The following is a 17,099-nucleotide window of genomic DNA, read 5'->3' as shown; positions in this document are numbered from 1 at the left end:
CCGGATGCGCGGGCTGGCGCTGGCCCTGCTGATGGGCCTGGCGGGCGCGACCCTCCCCGCGCCCGCGCCGGCACGGGCCCCGGCACCCGCACCGGGACCGGCGGCGCCCGTGGATGCCTTCCCGGACGTCGCGCGGGCCTACTGGGTCGAGGTCAACGGCTCGCCGCTCTGGGCCGGCGGCCGCGACCTGCGCCTGCCGATGGCGAGCCTGGCGAAGCTCATGACGGCGCTGCTGCTGGCCGAGGAAGCCACGCTGGACGACGAGCTGGTGGTGAGCGCCGCCGCCGCGCGCGCCACCGGTTCGCGCATCGGCCTGCGCGCCGGCGAGCGCATGCGCGCCTCGGACCTGTTCGACGCCATGCTGGTGCGTTCGGCCAACGACGCCTGCCGCGCGCTGGCCGACTGGCACGGCGGCGACCTGCCGCGCTTCGTGGCGCGCATGAACGCACGCGCCGCGGAACTGGGCCTGCGCGACACCTCCTTCGCCAATGCCTGCGGCCACGACGCCCCGGGCCAGGCCAGCACCGTGGGCGACCTGGCCGTGCTGGCGCGCGCCGCGATGGCGGAGCCTCGCATCGCCGCCACCGTCGCGAAGTCACGCGTCGAATTCCGCAGCCCGGGCGGCCGCGACTTCAAGATGGACACCACCAACGCCTTGCTGCAGCAATTCGAAGGCGCGCTCGGCATCAAGACCGGCTACACGCCGGGCGCCGGCCGCTGCCTGGTCGCGCTTGCCCGCCGCGGCGAGGACGAGGTGCTCGTGGTGATGCTGCACGCGCCGGACCGCTGGTGGGACACCGTGGCGCTGATGGAGCTGGCCTTCGACCACGCCCGCCGGGCGCGGGCGCGCGCGCCCACGCCATGAACCACGCGGGGCGCCTCGCCGGCGCGGCCGGGCTGCTGCTGGCGATCGGCTGGGCTTACGCCGCGGCGCTGGCCGCGCCGTTCCACTTCGACGACTTCCACGTGATCGTCGACAACCCGCGCGTGCACGGGCTGGCGGCGTGGTGGGATTCGATGCCGGGCATCCGGCCGCTGCTCAAGCTCAGCTATGCGCTGGACTGGATGCGGTCGCCGGGTGCGGCCGGCTTCCACGCGACCAACCTGTGGCTGCACGGCCTCAACGCGCTGCTGGTCTGGGCCGTGGCGCGCCAGTGGCTGGCGCGCCTGGCGCCGGCGGTGGCGCCGCCCGGGGCCGCGGCCTGGGGCGTGGCGCTGCTGTTCGCCCTGCATCCTGCCGCCACCGAGGCCGTGACCTATGTCAGCGGACGCTCGCAATCGCTGATGGCGATGTTCTACCTCGCCGCACTTTGGGCGCACGCGCACGCGCTGGAGCGCGGGTCAGGCGGTGCCTGGCGGGCGCTCTCGCCGCTGCTGTTCGCCGCCGCGCTGGCCGTGCGCGAAACCGCCGTGACCCTGCCCTTCGCGCTGGCGCTGCTGGCCTGGTACGGCGGGGAAAGCCTCCGCGATGCGCTGCGCGGGCTGGCCGGCCACGGGGCGGTGCTGGCGCTGGCCGTCGCGCTGGCGATCGCGTGGCCGGGCTACGGCGATTTCTTCGGCACCAGCCTGCAGGCGCGGGGGCTGGCGGAACAGCTGGCGGGGCAATCGGTTGCCTGGACGCATCTGTTCGGCCACAGCCTGTTCGGCCTGCAGACGAACCTCGATCCGGACCTTCGCGTGCCGGCGGCGGTGATGCCCCACGCGGTCGGCTTCGTGCTGGCCGGCGTCGCTGCGATGGCGGTGGGCGTGTTCGCCCGCAGGCGCTGGCCCTGGCTCGGCTTCGCGATCGCCTGGACCCTGTTGCAGCTGGCGCCGACCCAGTCGCTGCTGCCGCGGCTCGACCTGGCCAACGACCGGCATCTTTACCTGGTCCTGCCCGGCGTGGCGTTCGCCGGGGTAGTCGCCTTGGCCAGGCTGGCGCCGTACCGGCTGGCGGCCGCCGCGGTGTGCCTGCTGGCCCTGGTATTGGCCATGGCCACGCGTGAACGCAACGAGGTCTACCGCAGCGAACTCGCTCTCTGGTCCGCCACCGCGGCCGCCTCGCCGGGCAAGGCCCGCGCCTGGAGCAACCTGGGCTGGGCCCGCCAGCAGGCCGGCGACCCGGGCGGCGCCCGCCGCGCCTACGCCTGCGCCCTGGCCCTGGACCCGGGGCATCGGCAGGCCGCGATCAACCTGTCCCTGCTGCCGCCCGGCCCCTCGGAAATACCGCCGGAATGCGGCCTGGCGGGCCGTGTGGCTTCCCCCTCCCCCCTTTGACATACTCGGGCGAGGCGGCCAATCGGCCGCTTATGTTTGTTCCGTGTCTGAACTCTGGGGAGGGTTTACATGTTCGAGCAATACGGTTTGCACCTCGCGCTCGCCTGTGCGGCGATCGCCATCCTTTACGGCATCGTGGTCGCGAAGTGGATCGTCGGCCAGCCGGCCGGCAACGAAAAAATGCAGGCGATCGCGGCGGCCATCCAGGAAGGCGCCGGCGCCTACCTGCGCCGCCAGTACCTGACCATCGCCATCGTCGGCGTGGTGCTGTTCCTGGTCATCGGCTTCGTGCCGGTGCTGGGCTGGCCCACCGCGATCGGCTTCGCCATCGGCGCCGTGCTCTCGGGCCTGGCGGGCTTCATCGGCATGTTCGTCTCGGTGCGCGCCAACGTGCGTACCGCGCAGGCGGCCACGGTGAGCCTCAACACCGCACTCAACGTCAGCTTCAAGGGCGGCGCCATCACCGGCATGCTGGTGGTCGGCCTGGGCCTGCTGGGCGTGGCCGGCTACTTCTGGTTCGTCGGCGGCGCCGCGGCCACGGACGCGGCGGCGGTGAATGCCGCGATGCAGCCGATGATCGGCCTGGCCTTCGGCTCGTCGCTGATCTCGATCTTCGCGCGCCTGGGCGGCGGCATCTTCACCAAGGGCGCCGACGTCGGCGCCGACCTGGTGGGCAAGGTCGAAGCCGGCATCCCCGAGGATGACCCGCGCAACCCGGCCGTGATCGCCGACAACGTGGGCGACAACGTCGGCGACTGCGCCGGCATGGCGGCCGACCTGTTCGAGACCTACGCGGTGACCGTGATCGCGGCGATGCTGATCGCCGGCATCTACTTCACCCAGTACGGCACCACCGGCGTGCTCTACCCGATGGTGCTGGGCGCGGTGTCGATCCTGGCCTCGATCGTCGGCACCTTCTTCGTGAAGGTCAGCGACGGCGGCAAGATCATGAACGCGCTCTACCGCGGCCTGGCCGTCTCGGGCGTGCTGGCGGCGGCCGCGTTCTACTGGGTCACCACCAGCATGTTCACCGGCGCCATGGCGTCGCTGGCGATGCCGCTGTTCTACTGCGCCCTGATCGGCCTGGGCCTGACCGCGGCGATGGTGGTGATCACCGAGTACTACACCGCCACCGAGTACGCGCCGGTGCAGCAGGTCGCCAAGGCCTCGGAAACCGGCCACGGCACCAACGTGATCGCCGGCCTGGCGGTCTCGATGAAGTCGACCGCGGCGCCGGTGCTGGCCGTGGCCGCCGCCATCTGGGGCTGCTATGAGCTGGCGGGCCTGTTCGGCATCGCCATCGCGGCCACTTCGATGCTGTCGATGGCCGGCATGATCGTGGCGCTGGACGCCTACGGCCCGATCACCGACAACGCGGGCGGCATCGCCGAGATGTCGGGCATGGACAAGGAAATCCGCAAGACCACCGACGCCCTCGACGCCGTGGGCAACACCACCAAGGCCGTCACCAAGGGCTACGCCATCGGCTCGGCCGGCCTGGCGGCGCTGGTGCTGTTCGCGGATTACTCGCACAAGCTGGGCGAGACCGGCGCCGAGGTCGACTTCTCGATCTCGAACCCGGACGTGGTGATCGGCCTGCTGATCGGCGGCATGATCCCCTACCTGTTCGGCGCCTACGCCATGCAGGCGGTGGGCCGCGCGGCCGGTGCGGTGGTGGAGGAAGTGCGCCGCCAGTTCCGCGAGATCCCCGGCATCATGGAAGGCACCGGCAAGCCGCAGTACGACAAGGCGGTCGACCTGCTGACCAAGTCGGCGATCCGCGAAATGATCATCCCGTCGATGCTGCCGCTGATCATCCCGATCCTGGTCGGCGTGATCCTGGGCCCGAACGCCCTGGGCGGCCTGCTGATGGGCACCATCGTGACCGGCCTGTTCGTGGCCATCTCGATGTGCACCGGCGGCGGCGCCTGGGACAACGCCAAGAAGTACATCGAGGAAGGCCACCACGGCGGCAAGGGCAGCGAGGCCCACAAGGCCGCGGTCACCGGCGACACCGTCGGCGACCCGTACAAGGACACCGCCGGCCCGGCCATCAACCCGCTGATCAAGATCATCAACATCGTGGCGCTGCTGCTGATCCCGATGCTGTGATCCGCGCTGTCCGCTGAAACGAAGAAGCCCCGGGAAACCGGGGCTTCTTCTTTTGCTTCCTGTAGGAGGGACTTCAGTCCCGAAGCTCTTCGCCGAAAAGCTTCGGGACTGAAGTCCCTCCTACAGGCGAGGTCAGATCTGGGGGACTTCCTGCAGCAGCAGGATCAGGGAGTCGCGCACCGCGCGGCGCAGTTCGTTGAAGCGGTCGGCCATGGCCTGGTCGGCGATCTGGGTTTCGTCCAGGTGCTCGAGGCCCTGGCAGACGCCCACCAGCTCGCTGGCGCCCATCGCCAGCGCGGCCGAGCGCAGGTAGTGCGCGGCCTTGCCCAGCGCGTCGGGGTCGCGGGCCACGTGGGCCTGCTCCATCTTGCGCACCAGGTCCGGCGCCTCGTGCACGAACATGCGCACGAACTCGCTGAACGAGCCCGGCCGGTCGCGGTCGAGCATGCGCAGCAGTTCCAGGGCCTTGGGTTCGAGCAGGGGCTGGGCAGCCATGGCGGGGGTTTCCGATGGACCAGCCGGCATTCTCGCCGCTGGCCCCGGCCCTGACCAGCCCCACCTTTGGCCACCCCTCGACACTCCCTCTGGGAGGGACTTCAGTCCCGATGCGTCTCGCCGTGGAGCATCGGGACTGAAGTCCCTCCCACAGGGAGCGGGGCCCGAGTGCGGGCTCAGGGGCTTTCCCGTATCCTTTGCGCCCCCACAAGAAGCCCTCCCCCGGGCAAAGCAGGAGTTTCCCCATGGCCCTTGACCTGGTGCCCACCGGCCGCGACGTGCCGAACGAAATCAACGTCGTCATCGAGATCCCCAAGGATGCCGACCCGGTCAAGTACGAGGTGGACAAGGCCACGGGCGCGATCTTCGTCGACCGCATCCTGTCGACCCCGATGCGCTACCCCTGCAACTACGGCTACGTGCCCCACACCCTGTGCGGCGACGGCGACCCGGTGGACGTGCTGGTGATCCTGCCGCTGCCGCTGATCCCCGGCTCGGTGATCCGCTGCCGCCCGGTCGGCATGCTGAAGATGAAGGACGAGGCGGGCGAGGACACCAAGCTGCTGGCCGTGCCGGTGGACAAGGTCTTCGGCGGCTACTCGCACATCCACGACATCACCCAGGTCAGCCCGCACTGGCTCGAGCGCATCGGCCACTTCTTCGAGCACTACAAGGACCTGGAGAAGGGCAAGTGGGTCAAGCTCGACGGCTGGGAAGGCGCCGATGCCGCCCGCCGGGAGATCGTGGATTCGGTCGAGCGCTTCGAGGCGAGCCCCGAGAAGCTCAACTTCTGAGTTTCCCGCCACGCGATCCAGGACCAAGCCACCCTCGCGGGTGGCTTTTTCTTTGGCCGGAGCGACCGGCCCCGGACGTTGGCAAGGGGGCACCCAACGAGGAGTCCACCATGAACTGCACCCTTCGCGTCGCCCTTACCCTGCTGGCGGCCAGCGCGACCTGCGTTTCCCCAGCCGTCCAGGCCAGCTCCCTGCAATCCAAACTCCCGCCACGGGCCGAGGTCGCGTCCGGCCCCCTGAGCCCCGCCGAACGCGGCGCCATGGCCCGGGTCTTCGTGCGCAAGTGGGGCCCCTACGTGCAGGACGTCTACGGCGTTCCGGTCGAGGCGTGGGCCCGGCGCATGGTGTCCACCTTCATCCATGCCGACCCGGACAACTTCCGCGATGCGCTCCGGCGCAGCACGTACGAGGGCGCGACGGCGGCCTTGAACGGCGCGGGCAGCCGCGTCTCCGACGACCAGGTGATCGACTCCATGGCGCGGGCCAGCCTTGACCCGCGCCTGACCGACGCCCAGGTGGGCACACAGGCACTGGGTTCGGCCGCGAGCGACCTGGTGTTCACGCCGGTCACGCCGTGCCGCATCCTCGACACGCGCGTGGCGGGCGGCGTGATCGCCAGCGAGGGCAGCCGCAACTTCAACGCGGTGGTGGGCGGCGGCGGCAACTTCAGCAGCCAGGGCGGCAGCGCCACCGATTGCGGCATGGTGGCCGCGGGGCAGGCGGCGGTGGTGATCAACCTCACCGCCGTGGCGCCATCCGGCGCGGGCTTCGCCACGGCCTATCCGTTCGGCGCGGCGCGTCCGCTGGCCTCGAGCGTGAACTACACGGCCGGCGCGATCGTCAACAACGCCATCGTGGTCAAGCTGCCCACGCCGCTGACGAGCAGCGATTTCACGATCTACACCTTCGCCGGCGCCCATTTCGTCGCCGACATCGTCGGCTTCTACTCGGCACCGGCGGCCACCGCCCTGCAGTGCACCAGCGTGGACGGCGCCTTGCGGACCATGACGGCCGGCGAGTACGCGCTGCTGTCGACCGTCAACTGCCCGGCGGGGTACTCGGCGGTCAGCGCGGCCATCACCGCCAGCCAGGATGTCGTGGTGGCCGACAGCTACATCAGCTCGGGCTCCGTGCAGATCTTCGCCAAGAACGTCAGCGCCTTGTCCCAGCAGGTCATTCCGAAAGCGATTTGCTGCCGCGTTCCCGGCCGCTGATCGCGGGGCCTGGCGCCGAGGCCAGGCATCCCCCCTGGAAGGCCCGAAATGAAAAAGCCGCCCCATGGGCGGCTTTTTTTCATTCCAATGAAGTCGGCGCCTCAGCGCGCCCCCGCCCGGTGCGGATACTCCGCGAAGATGTCGGCGATGGTGGAATCAATCCGCGCCGCCCGTTCCGCCGGCTTCAGGCGCGACATGCGGCCCACGGCCACGCCTTCCCACACCAGCGCCTTCTCGCGCGCGTCGACGAGGTCCACGTTAAGCGTGCCCTCCGCGTAACGGTAGACGTCGGTGCGGTTGGTCCAGTACGGCACCGCCACGTAGGAGCGGGCGCGGTAGCTGTAGTAGAGCGCGGTTTCCATCTGCGGCGTGTTGTAGACGTCGGTGCGCTCGTCCACGTAGGCGTTGATGTTGACCTGCAGGTCGGGGGCGGACTCGTCGTAGACATAGCCGCGGGCTTCGAGCTCACGGCGCACCGCGGCCTTCATGCGGTTGCTCGACGGGGTGGAATAGCCCTCGGTCTCCACCGCCAGCGGCTCGTAGAACGCGAAGCTGCGGTAGCGCGCGAAGTCGGCCGACGGGTCGGAATCGGTGGTGATGCGGGGCCCGGTGGCGCAGCCGGCCAGCAGGACGACGGAGAGCAGGGCGAAGGCCTGCCAAAGGCGTGAGACGGACATGACGCACCTCCCGGTTGGATGCCGCGAAACTAGCACGCGGCCGGTCGAGCCGGCATGAATCGGGGCTGAGCCGGACCGGTAAACGCCGGCCGCCGGCGGGCGGCGGCCGACGAATGGCGGAACCGGCTCAGTCCCGGCGGTACAGCTGCGCGCCCTGGGCCCGGAACTGCTCGGCCTTCTCGGCCATGCCCTTCTCCAGCGCCTCGGCCTCGTCGGTGACGCCCTGGCTGGCGGCGTACTCGCGCACGTCCTGGGTGATCTTCATCGAGCAGAAGTGCGGGCCGCACATCGAGCAGAAGTGGGCGACCTTGTGGGCGTCCTTGGGCAGGGTTTCGTCGTGGTACTCCCGCGCCCGCTCCGGGTCGAGGCCCAGGTTGAACTGGTCTTCCCAGCGGAACTCGAAGCGGGCCTTGCTCAGCGCGTTGTCGCGGGCCTGCGCGCCCGGGTGGCCCTTGGCCAGGTCGGCGGCGTGTGCGGCGATGCGGTAGGCCATCAGGCCTTCGCGCACGTCGTTCTTGTCGGGCAGGCCCAGGTGCTCCTTCGGGGTGACGTAGCAAAGCATCGCCGTGCCGAACCAGCCGATCATCGCCGCGCCGATCGCGCTGGTGATGTGGTCGTAGCCCGGCGCGATGTCCGTGGTCAGTGGGCCGAGGGTGTAGAACGGCGCCTCGCCGCAGACGGCGAGCTGCTTGTCCATGTTCTCCTTGATCAGGTGCATCGGCACGTGGCCGGGGCCCTCGATCATGGTCTGCACGTCGTGCTTCCAGGCGATCTTGGTCAGCTCGCCCAGGGTCTCGAGTTCACCGAACTGCGCGGCGTCGTTGGCGTCGGCGATGCTGCCGGGGCGCAGGCCGTCGCCCAGCGAGAAGGTCACGTCGTAGGCCTTCATGATTTCGCAGATTTCCTCGAAGTGCGTGTAGAGGAAATTCTCCTTGTGGTGGGCCAGGCACCACTTGGCCAGGATGCTGCCGCCGCGGCTGACGATGCCGGTGACGCGCTTGGCGGTCAGCGGCACGTAGCGCAGCAGCACGCCGGCGTGGATGGTGAAGTAGTCCACGCCCTGCTCGGCCTGCTCGATCAGCGTGTCGCGGAAGATCTCCCAGGTCAGGTCCTCGGCCTTGCCGTCCACTTTTTCCAGCGCCTGGTAGATCGGCACCGTGCCGATGGGCACCGGCGCATTGCGCAGGATCCACTCGCGGGTTTCGTGGATGTTCTTGCCGGTGCTCAGGTCCATCACCGTGTCCGCGCCCCAGCGGATCGACCAGACCAGCTTCTCCACTTCCTCGGCGATGCCCGACGACACGGCGCTGTTGCCGATATTCGCATTCACCTTGGTCAGGAAATTGCGGCCGATGATCATCGGCTCGAGTTCCGGGTGGTTGATGTTGGCCGGGATCACCGCGCGGCCGCGCGCCACTTCGTCGCGCACGAATTCGGGCGTGATGAACTTCTGGATGCTGGCGCCGAAGGCCTGGCCCGCGTGCTGGCGCAGCAGGTGGGCTTCCTTGATGGCCTCGATCCGCTGGTTCTCGCGGATGGCGATGTACTCCATCTCCGGCGTGATGATGCCGCGGCGGGCGTAGTGCATCTGGCTCACGTTGGCGCCGGCGTGGGCGCGGCGCGGCGGGCGCAGGGCCGGGAAGCGCACGCTGTCGAGCTTGTGGTCGGCGGCACGGCCGCGGCCGAACTCCGAGCTCAGGCCCGGCAGCGGCGAGCTGTCGCCGCGCTCGGCGATCCACTGCGCGCGCAGCGGCGCCAGGCCGGCGCCGAGGTCGATGTTGGCGTTCGGGTCGCTGTACGGGCCCGAGGTGTCGTAGACGACGAAGGGCGCGTTCGGCTCCTGGATGCCGTACATGCGCGGCGTCGGGTCCAGCGCGATCTCGCGCATCGGCACCTGGATGTCCGGGCGGGAGCCTTCGACGTGGATCTTGCGCGAGCCCGGGATCGGGCGCGTCACGGATTCGGACAGCTGCTGGGCCTGGCGGAGCAGCTCGGTGGGCAGGGCATTCATGCGTTTCGTCCTCTTAAGCCCCGGGCGGGGCGGAACGAAGCGGCGGCGCCGGGGCGCCAGCCCGGGGCCAGCACCACGAAGCTCCCTACGCCGGTGCGAGCCGGATCAGGTTCGAAGGGTAATTCTCAGCCCGCTGACGCCCGGGCACCCCCGCTTCAGGCGCACATTGAACCACGGGGGCCGTCGCGATGCGAGGGCGGTTATTTGCCACGGATGAACACGGACAAGCACAGATAGCCACGGAACAAGATCAAAAATATCCGCTCTTATCCGTGTTCATCCGCCTTTATCCGTGTTCATCCGTGGCCAAGCATCAAACCCGAGCCGGCCGGGGCACGCGGAACCACGCGGCATACAGCGCCGGGAGGAACAGCAGGGTCAGGGCGGTGGCCACGATCAGGCCGCCCATGATCGCCACCGCCATCGGGCCGAAGAACACGCTGCGCGACAGCGGGATCATGGCCAGCACCGCGGCCAGCGCCGTCAGCACGATCGGGCGGAAGCGGCGCACCGTGGCGTCCACCACGGCCTGGGCCGGCGGATGCCCGGCCGCGATGTCCTGCTCGATCTGGTCCACCAGGATCACCGAGTTGCGCATGATCATGCCGCTCAGCGCGATCGTGCCCAGCATCGCCACGAAGCCGAAGGGCACGCGGAACACCAGCAGGAACAGCACCACGCCGATCAGTCCCAGCGGCGCGGTCAGCAGCACCATGGCCGTGCGCGGGAAGCTGCGCAGCTGCAGCATCAGCAGGGTCGTGACCGCGAACAGGAACAGCGGCACGCCCGCGGCCACCGACTTCGAGCCGCGGTTGGAGTCCTCGACCGTGCCGCCAGTCTCGAGCAGGTAGCCCGGTGGCAGCGATGCGCGGATTTCGTCAAGCGTCGGCAGGATCTCGGCGGTCACGCTGGGCGGGGTCTTCTCGCCGTAGATGTCGGCGCGCACGGTGATCGTGGGAAGGCGGTTGCGGTGCCAGATGATGCCGTCCTCGAAGCCGTACTCGAGCGTGGCGATCTGCGACAGCGGCACGCTGCGGCCGTTGCCGGCCGGCACCGACAGGCTGCCCAGCAGCGACAGCTGCTCGCGCTCCTGCGCCGGGCCGCGCAGCAGGATCTCGATCAGCTCGTTGCCGTCGCGGTAGGTGCTGACCGTGGTGCCCGACAGCGAGCCGCGCAGGAAGGCCGCCACCTGGGCCGAGCTGATGCCCAGCACGCGGGCGCGGGCCTGGTCGATCTGCAGGCGCACGACCTTGCTGGGCTCGTCCCAGTCCAGGTTGACGTTGGTGACCGCCTCGTTGGCGCGCACCTTTTCCGCGACCTGCTGCGCGATGCGGCGCACGTCGTCCACGTGTTCGCCGGACACCCGGAACTGGATCGGGAAGCCCACCGGCGGCCCGTTCTCCAGCCGCGACACGCGCGCCTGCACGTCGTTGAACTTCTCGTCGAACAGCCCGATCAGCCACTGCCGCACCGCTTCGCGCGACTCGATGTCGGGCGTGAGCACCACGAACTGCGCGAAGTTGGCCTGCGGCAGCTTCTGGTCCAGCGGCAGGTAGAAGCGCGGCGTGCCGGTGCCGACGTAGGCGACGTAGCTTTCGATGTCCTCGCGGGTCTTGAGCTCGGCCTCCAGCCGCTGCGCCACGGCCTCGGTGGCGTGCAGCGACGCGCCCTCGGCCAGCTCCAGGTCCACCATCAGCTCCAGCCGCGTCGACGACGGGAAGAACTGCTGCGGCACGAAGCGGAACAGCAGGATCGAGGCCACGAACGCCGCGACCGTCACCGCGATCACGGTCTTGCGCTGGCGCACACACCAGGTCACCCAGCGGCGGACCGTCTGGTAGAACTTCGTGGCGTAAGGGTCATGCTGCGGTCCGTCGCCGTGCGGCTTGGGGTCGGGCAGCAGCTTGTAGCCGAGGTAGGGAATGAAAACGACGGCCGCGATCCAGGACAGGATCAGCGAAATCGTCACGACCTGGAAAATCGAGCGCGTGTACTCGCCCGTGCTCGAAGCCGCAGTGGCGATCGGCAGGAAGCCGGCCGCCGTCACCAGCGTGCCGGTCAGCATCGGGAAGGCGGTGGATTCATAGGCGAACGCGGCCGCCTTCATGCGGCTGTAGCCCTGCTCCATCTTCACCGCCATCATCTCGACCGCGATGATGGCGTCGTCCACCAGCAGGCCCAGGCCTAGCACCAGCGCGCCGAGCGAAATCTTGTGCAGGCCGATGCCGAAGTAATGCATCACGGCGAAGGTCATCGCCAATACCAGCGGGATCGACAGCGCCACCACCAGGCCGGTGCGGAAACCCAGCGAGAAGAAGCTGACCAGCAGCACGATGATCACCGCCTCGGTCAGCACCCGCACGAACTCGGCCACCGAACTGCGCACGGCCTTGGGTTGGTCCGACACCTTCTGAAGCGTCATGCCGACCGGCAGGTTTTCCTGCAGGCGCGCGAATTCGGTGTCGAGCACGTCGCCCAGGCGGATGATGTCGCCGCCCGCGCGCATGCTCACCGCGATGCCGATCGCGTTCTCACCCATGAAGCGCATCCGCGGCGCCGCCGGATCGGCGAAGCCACGGGTGATCTCGGCCACGTCGCCCAGCTTGAAGCTGCGGTCGCCAACGCGGATCGGGAAGTCCCGGATCTGCTCCACGCTGTCGAAGCGCCCGGACACGCGCAGCTGAACGCGATCGGTCGCCGTCTCGAAGAAGCTCGCCGGCGCGATGGCGTTCTGCTCGTCGATCGCCCGCTGCACCAGCTCCAGCGGCACGCCCAGCGTGGCCAGCTTGGTGTTCGAGAGCTCGATCCAGATCTTCTCGTCCTGCAGGCCGACCAATTCGATCTTGCCGACGTCGGGTACGCGGTGCAGTTCCAGCTCGATGCGCTCGGCGTAGTCCTTCAGCGTGGCGTAGTCGAACCCGTCGCCCGAGAGCGCATAGATATTGCCAAAGGTGTCGCCGAACTCATCGTTGAAGAACGGCCCCACCACGCCCGCGGGCAGCGTGTGGCGGATGTCGCCCACCTTCTTGCGCACGTCGTACCAGAGCTGCGGCAGCTCGCGCGAGACCATCGAGTCCTTGCTCATCAGCATCACCAGCGACTCGCCGGGACGCGAATACGAGCGGACGAATTCGTAGCGCCCGGTCTCCATCACTTCCTTCTCGACCCGGTCGGTGACCTGGCGCGCCACTTCCTCGGCGGTAGCGCCCGGCCAGAAGGTGCGCACGACCATGATCTTGAAGGTGAAGGGCGGGTCTTCCGACTGCCCCAGCCGCTGGTAGCTGAACCAGCCGACGATGGCGAGCACCACCATCGCGTACAGCACCAGCGACCGGTTGCGCAGCGCCCACTCGGAGAGGTTGAAGTTCGAGGCCATGGCGGGGGCGCCTCAGTTCGCGGCGGGTGCGGCGGCGGGCGCGAGCACGACCGGCCGGTTCTCTCGGTCGATCGGCTTGATGCGCTGGCCCTCGAGCAGCAGGTGCACGCCGGCGGCGACGATCCACTCGCCCGCCTCCAGGCCCGACACCACCGGCACCAGGCTTTCACCGAACGGGCCGGTCTTCACGGGCTTGAGGCGCACGGTGGAGGTCGCGGGATCCACCACCCACAGCGCCGGCTCGCCGTCCTTCTGGTGCAGCGCGGACAGCGGCACCGACAGCGTGGCCGGCCCGTCCTGCAGCGCGTACACGCGCGCGCTCTGGCCCACTTCGGCACGGGCATCGCCCGCGTCGAAGCGCACGCGCGCGGCGAAGGTGCGCGCCTGCGCATCGGCCGCGGGCGAAATCTCGCGCAGCGTCGCGGGCAGGCGCTTGCCCGGCGCCGACCACAGCTCCACGGCCAGCGCGCGGCCCGGGCTGAAGTCGGCGGCGCTCTGCTCGGGCACGCTGATCAGCACCTCGCGGTCGCCGTTCTCGGCCAGCATGAAGACCGTCTGCCCCGCGGCCACGACCTGGCCCGCTTCGGCCAGGCGCTGGGCGATCACGCCGTCGGCCGGCGCGCGCAACACCGCATAACCGGCCTGGTTGTCGGACACGCGGGCCTGGGCGCGGGCCTGGCGTACGCGCGCCTCGGCCGCCTGCAGCGCGGACACGCGCGCGTCGTACAGCGAGCGGCTAACAAGTTGGCGGTCGAGCAGGCTCTGGTAGCGCTCGAGCTCGGACTTCGCGAGCGAGAAATCGGATTCGGCCGACGCCAGCGCCGCGCGCGACGCCTCCAGCTGCAGCGCCACGTCGGAGGCATCGAGCTCGGCGAGGGCCTGGCCCTTCTCCACCGCCTGTCCGACATCGACCTGCACGCGGGTGATCTTTCCGCCAATGCGGAAGGCCAGCGCCGGCTCGTGCCGGGCGCGGACCTCGCCGGCGTAAACGCTCAGCACTTCGGACGCCGGGGCGGGCTGCACCACCAGCGCCGGGCGGGCCGGACCTTCGGCGGGCTCGTCGCTGCCGCAGGCCGAGAGCGCCAGCGCGCCGAGGAGGAGGAGAAGGCGTGGGATCATGGCGGGAGCGCTCATCGGGGAGTCAGGCTTTAGTGAACCGAGGGGTATACTATCTTTACCAAACCGACGAGTTCAATAATAATCTCGCCATGACCCGAGCCACCCGCCCCGCCGCCCCCGGCCGCCCCAAGGACCTGGAAAAGCGCGCCGCCATCCTCGACGCCGCCAAGGCCCTGTTCCCGGCCCGGGGCTACGACGGGGTCAGCATGGACGCGATCGCCCAGGCCGCCGGGGTGTCGAAGCTGACGGTCTACAGCCACTTCCAGGACAAGGACACGCTGTTCGTCGAGGCCGTGAAGGCGCGCTGCGAGGACCTGCTGCCCTCCGACCTGTTCGTGGCCCGGTTCGAGGGCCCGATCCGCGGCCAGCTACTGCGCATCGCCCGGGCCTTTTTTTCCCTGATCACCAGCGAAGATGCCGTCAACATCCACCGGATGATGTCGCGCCAGCTGCCGGACGATTCGCACCTGCCGCGCCTGTTCTGGGACGCCGGCCCGAAGCGGACGACCGAGGCCCTGGCCGCCTTCCTGCGGGCCGAGCATGCGGCCGGCGAGCTGCACATCCCCGATTGCGCCCTGGCCGCCTCGCAGTTCTTCTGCCTGCTCAAGGGCGAGCACCACGCCAAGCTGACCTGCGGCTGCCACGATCCGCTGGATCCGCGGGCGGTCGAGAAGCACCTCGAGGCCACGGTGGACCTGTTCCTGCGCGCCTACGGCCCGGGCCGGCACGGAGCCTGAACCCATGCCCCCCGTGTCGGGCGTTCCGGTGACTATCGGCACTACTGGCCCCCGCGGGGCCGCCAGCATCCTGTCCATGCACCGCCGGAACCGGTGCGGGTCAACGCATTCACGCCACCACCGTTCCCGCTCCTGCATCCTGCCTTTCGCCGGACGCCGGGCGGGGCGTAAAATCACGACCCTTGCGATTCAAGGATTTAGCCGACATGCCGATTGATTTCCAGCAGGCCCGCCACGCGATGGTGGAACAGCAGGTGCGCCCCTGGGACGTGCTCGACCCGCGTGTGCTCGACACCCTGATGACGGTCCGCCGCGAGGACTTCGTGCCCCTGCGCCACCGCAAGCTGGCCTTCGCCGACCTGCCGCTGCCGCTTGAGCACGGCGAGGTGATGATGAAGCCCGTGGTCGAGGGCCGCATGCTCCAGGCCATGAACCTCGAGCCGGGCGACGAGGTGCTGGAGATCGGCACCGGCTCCGGCTTCATCACCGCCTGCCTGGCCGCCCTGGCCCGCGACGTCACCAGCGTCGAGCGCCACGCCGACTTCGTCGAGCGCGTGCGCCAGCGCCTGGCCAACGACCACGTCACCAACGTCCGGCTCGAATGCGCCGACGTCTTCACCTGGCAGCCCGGCCGCCTGTTCGACGCGATCTGCGTCACCGGCGCCGTCGCCACCGATCCCGAGCGTTTCGGCGCCTGGCTCAAGCCCGGCGGCCGCCTGTTCGTGATCCACGGCGCCTCGCCGGTGCAGGAAGCCCTGCGGATCACCCGCCGCGGCGAAGGCTTCCACCGCGAAAGCCTGTTCGAAACCGACGTCCCCTACCTGCACGGCGCCGCCCCGGCGCCGCACTTCGCCTTCTAATTAGCAACAGGACCTGCCCATGCGCCTGCGCCTCCGTCCCCTGACCTTCGCCATCCTGCTGGCCGGCACCGCCGGCAGCGCGAACGCCGCCGACCTGCTGGAAGCCTACGAAATGGCGCGCCAGAGCGACCCCGTGCTCTCGGCCTCCGAGTCGCGCAGTCTCGCCACCGGCGAGGGCGTGGTGCAGAGCCGCGCCGCGCTGCTGCCCCAGCTCGACGGCAGCGTCAGCTGGAGCCGCACCGAAACCGACAGCACCGGTTCCCAGGCCTTCGGCGCCGTGGTGCAGCCGCCGTCGGAATCGAGCAGCGAGAACACCAGCCGCGGCTGGAGCGTGAACCTGCGCCAGAGCCTGTACGACCACGGCAACTACACCCGCCTCAGCGCCGCCCGCGCCCGCGCCGGCCAGGCCGAGGCCGAGTACAAGGCCGCGCAGGACGAGCTGGTCGTGCGCGTGGCCACCGCCTACTTCAACGTACTCACCGCCATCGAGACCCTGGCCTCCTCCCGCGCCGAGGAGCGCTCGGTGAAGCGCCAGCTCGACCAGGCCGAGAAGCGCCTGGAAGTCGGCCTGGCCCCCATCACCGACGTGCACGAGGCCCGCGCCCGCTTCGACACCGCCCGCGCCAACGCCATCGCCGCTGCCAATGCGCTCGATGACGCCCGCGAGGCCCTGGCCGAGATCACCGGCACCGAAGTCGACAGCCTCAAGGGCCTGGACAAGGACTACAAGCCGACCGACCCGACCGAACTGATCAGCCAGGACTGGGTCGCCGTGGCGATGGAGAACAACCCGTCGCTGCTGGCCCGCGAGCTGGCCGTCACCGCCGCCGAGAAGGACATCGGCACCGCGCGCTCGGGCCACCTGCCCTCGCTCGGCCTGACCGCCAGCTACAGCGACGGCAACGGCTACGGCGACAACGAGATCTTCGCGCCGCTGCCGGGCACCACCAGCTTCGACAACACCAGCGAGTCCACCCGCGTCGGCGTCACGCTCACCGTGCCCATCTTCGCCGGCGGCGCCACCCAGTCGGGCGTGCGCCAGGCCGTGCACAACCGCGATGCCGCCGCCGACCAGCTCGAGCAGCAGCGCCGCGCCGTGGTGCGCCAGACCCGCAACGCCCAGCGCTCGCTCGGCGCCGGTTCGGCCGAGGTCGAGGCGCGCCGCCTGTCGGTGGTCTCCGCCCAGGCCGCCTACGAGGCCAGCGAAGCCGGCCTGGAAGTCGGTACCCGCACCATCGTCGACGTGCTGATCACCCAGCAGTCGCTGTTCCAGGCCCAGCGCGAGTACGCCCGTGCCCGCCACGACTTCCTGGTCAACACCCTGCGCCTGAAGCAGGCCGCCGGCACCATCGCCCTGGCCGACCTGCAGGAAGTGAACCGCGTGCTGGTGCAGGACGCGGAAGCCGCGCTCGACGAGTCGCTGTCGCAGTAAACCCCGCGGCCGGCGC

General features: G+C 69.8%; 13 protein-coding genes and 1 riboswitch. Of the genes, 8 read left to right on the top strand and 5 right to left on the bottom strand.

Going from position 1 to position 17,099, the window contains the following annotated elements; translation table 11 throughout:
* Window positions 1-4 precede the first annotated feature (4 nt).
* The 3 genes from VFV21_RS03055 (at window position 5) to VFV21_RS03045 (ending at window position 4,368) form a co-directional block, all read left to right on the top strand.
* The gene (locus tag VFV21_RS03055; RefSeq protein ID WP_329668015.1) at window positions 5-865 is read left to right on the top strand and encodes a D-alanyl-D-alanine carboxypeptidase family protein; all 861 of its coding nucleotides are present in this window, start codon (window positions 5-7) and stop codon (window positions 863-865) included.
* The gene (locus VFV21_RS03050) at window positions 862-2,256 is read left to right on the top strand and encodes a tetratricopeptide repeat protein (RefSeq protein ID WP_329668014.1); all 1,395 of its coding nucleotides are present in this window, start codon (window positions 862-864) and stop codon (window positions 2,254-2,256) included. Before VFV21_RS03055 ends, VFV21_RS03050 begins: the two co-directional genes overlap by 4 nt.
* Before the next feature lie 69 nt (window positions 2,257-2,325).
* A complete protein-coding gene (locus VFV21_RS03045; RefSeq protein WP_329668013.1) occupies window positions 2,326-4,368 on the top strand; it encodes a sodium-translocating pyrophosphatase in 2,043 nt (680 codons plus the stop codon).
* Window positions 4,369-4,500: 132 nt separating this feature from the next.
* Here the strand turns inward: VFV21_RS03045 and VFV21_RS03040 are convergent, their stop codons facing one another.
* Window positions 4,501-4,863, bottom strand: coding sequence for an Hpt domain-containing protein (locus tag VFV21_RS03040; protein ID WP_329668012.1), 363 nt, complete (start codon window positions 4,861-4,863; stop codon window positions 4,501-4,503).
* 245 nt (window positions 4,864-5,108) lie between these two features.
* Between VFV21_RS03040 and ppa the strand changes: the two genes are divergently transcribed.
* Window positions 5,109-5,657 (top strand): inorganic diphosphatase, encoded by a 549-nt coding sequence (gene ppa, locus VFV21_RS03035; RefSeq protein ID WP_329668011.1) that lies wholly within the window; start codon window positions 5,109-5,111, stop codon window positions 5,655-5,657.
* 110 nt (window positions 5,658-5,767) lie between these two features.
* Complete coding sequence (locus VFV21_RS03030) at window positions 5,768-6,871, top strand: hypothetical protein (protein ID WP_329668010.1); 1,104 nt, start codon at window positions 5,768-5,770, stop codon at window positions 6,869-6,871.
* Window positions 6,872-6,972: 101 nt separating this feature from the next.
* Here VFV21_RS03030 and VFV21_RS03025 read toward each other — a convergent pair whose 3' ends face one another.
* The 4 genes from VFV21_RS03025 to VFV21_RS03010 all read right to left on the bottom strand — a co-directional run bounded on the left by VFV21_RS03025 (window position 6,973) and on the right by VFV21_RS03010 (window position 14,054).
* A complete protein-coding gene (locus VFV21_RS03025) occupies window positions 6,973-7,548 on the bottom strand; it encodes a DUF4136 domain-containing protein (RefSeq protein ID WP_329668009.1) in 576 nt (191 codons plus the stop codon).
* Between the two features lie 127 nt (window positions 7,549-7,675).
* Window positions 7,676-9,559: a phosphomethylpyrimidine synthase ThiC gene (gene thiC / locus VFV21_RS03020; protein WP_329668008.1), complete on the bottom strand. Its 1,884-nt coding sequence runs from the start codon at window positions 9,557-9,559 to the stop codon at window positions 7,676-7,678.
* 65 nt (window positions 9,560-9,624) lie between these two features.
* A riboswitch (TPP riboswitch) is annotated at window positions 9,625-9,721 on the bottom strand.
* A gap of 151 nt (window positions 9,722-9,872) precedes the next feature.
* Window positions 9,873-12,935, bottom strand: a complete 3,063-nt coding sequence (locus VFV21_RS03015; RefSeq protein ID WP_329668007.1) for an efflux RND transporter permease subunit — start codon at window positions 12,933-12,935, stop codon at window positions 9,873-9,875.
* A 12-nt stretch (window positions 12,936-12,947) separates the two neighbouring features.
* Window positions 12,948-14,054, bottom strand: coding sequence for an efflux RND transporter periplasmic adaptor subunit (locus VFV21_RS03010; protein ID WP_329668006.1), 1,107 nt, complete (start codon window positions 14,052-14,054; stop codon window positions 12,948-12,950).
* A gap of 89 nt (window positions 14,055-14,143) precedes the next feature.
* On the opposite strand from VFV21_RS03010, the gene VFV21_RS03005 reads away from it, so the two are divergent.
* The 3 genes from VFV21_RS03005 to VFV21_RS02995 all read left to right on the top strand — a co-directional run bounded on the left by VFV21_RS03005 (window position 14,144) and on the right by VFV21_RS02995 (window position 17,083).
* Window positions 14,144-14,791, top strand: a complete 648-nt coding sequence (locus VFV21_RS03005; RefSeq protein ID WP_329668005.1) for a TetR/AcrR family transcriptional regulator — start codon at window positions 14,144-14,146, stop codon at window positions 14,789-14,791.
* A gap of 206 nt (window positions 14,792-14,997) precedes the next feature.
* Window positions 14,998-15,651, top strand: a complete 654-nt coding sequence (locus VFV21_RS03000) for a protein-L-isoaspartate O-methyltransferase family protein (RefSeq protein WP_034213446.1) — start codon at window positions 14,998-15,000, stop codon at window positions 15,649-15,651.
* Between the two features lie 19 nt (window positions 15,652-15,670).
* Window positions 15,671-17,083, top strand: a complete 1,413-nt coding sequence (locus VFV21_RS02995) for a TolC family outer membrane protein (RefSeq protein ID WP_329668004.1) — start codon at window positions 15,671-15,673, stop codon at window positions 17,081-17,083.
* Window positions 17,084-17,099: the final 16 nt, after the last annotated feature.

The sequence above is a fragment of the Arenimonas sp. genome (genome assembly GCF_036275555.1).
Taxonomy (GTDB): domain Bacteria; phylum Pseudomonadota; class Gammaproteobacteria; order Xanthomonadales; family Xanthomonadaceae; genus Arenimonas.
Note: the sequence above shows the minus strand (reverse complement) of the source record. Positions and strands in the feature narration are given on the sequence as shown.

What these genes read in the sequence shown, in the direction of transcription:
- VFV21_RS03055 (WP_329668015.1), top strand. Translation starts at nt 5, where the DNA reads ATGCGCGGGCTGGCGCTGGCCCTGCTGATGGGCCTGGCGGGCGCGACC.
- VFV21_RS03050 (WP_329668014.1), top strand. Translation starts at nt 862, where the DNA reads ATGAACCACGCGGGGCGCCTCGCCGGCGCGGCCGGGCTGCTGCTGGCG.
- VFV21_RS03045 (WP_329668013.1), top strand. Translation starts at nt 2,326, where the DNA reads ATGTTCGAGCAATACGGTTTGCACCTCGCGCTCGCCTGTGCGGCGATC.
- VFV21_RS03040 (WP_329668012.1), bottom strand. Translation starts at nt 4,863, where the DNA reads ATGGCTGCCCAGCCCCTGCTCGAACCCAAGGCCCTGGAACTGCTGCGC.
- ppa (WP_329668011.1), top strand. Translation starts at nt 5,109, where the DNA reads ATGGCCCTTGACCTGGTGCCCACCGGCCGCGACGTGCCGAACGAAATC.
- VFV21_RS03030 (WP_329668010.1), top strand. Translation starts at nt 5,768, where the DNA reads ATGAACTGCACCCTTCGCGTCGCCCTTACCCTGCTGGCGGCCAGCGCG.
- VFV21_RS03025 (WP_329668009.1), bottom strand. Translation starts at nt 7,548, where the DNA reads ATGTCCGTCTCACGCCTTTGGCAGGCCTTCGCCCTGCTCTCCGTCGTC.
- thiC (WP_329668008.1), bottom strand. Translation starts at nt 9,559, where the DNA reads ATGAATGCCCTGCCCACCGAGCTGCTCCGCCAGGCCCAGCAGCTGTCC.
- VFV21_RS03015 (WP_329668007.1), bottom strand. Translation starts at nt 12,935, where the DNA reads ATGGCCTCGAACTTCAACCTCTCCGAGTGGGCGCTGCGCAACCGGTCG.
- VFV21_RS03010 (WP_329668006.1), bottom strand. Translation starts at nt 14,054, where the DNA reads ATGATCCCACGCCTTCTCCTCCTCCTCGGCGCGCTGGCGCTCTCGGCC.
- VFV21_RS03005 (WP_329668005.1), top strand. Translation starts at nt 14,144, where the DNA reads ATGACCCGAGCCACCCGCCCCGCCGCCCCCGGCCGCCCCAAGGACCTG.
- VFV21_RS03000 (WP_034213446.1), top strand. Translation starts at nt 14,998, where the DNA reads ATGCCGATTGATTTCCAGCAGGCCCGCCACGCGATGGTGGAACAGCAG.
- VFV21_RS02995 (WP_329668004.1), top strand. Translation starts at nt 15,671, where the DNA reads ATGCGCCTGCGCCTCCGTCCCCTGACCTTCGCCATCCTGCTGGCCGGC.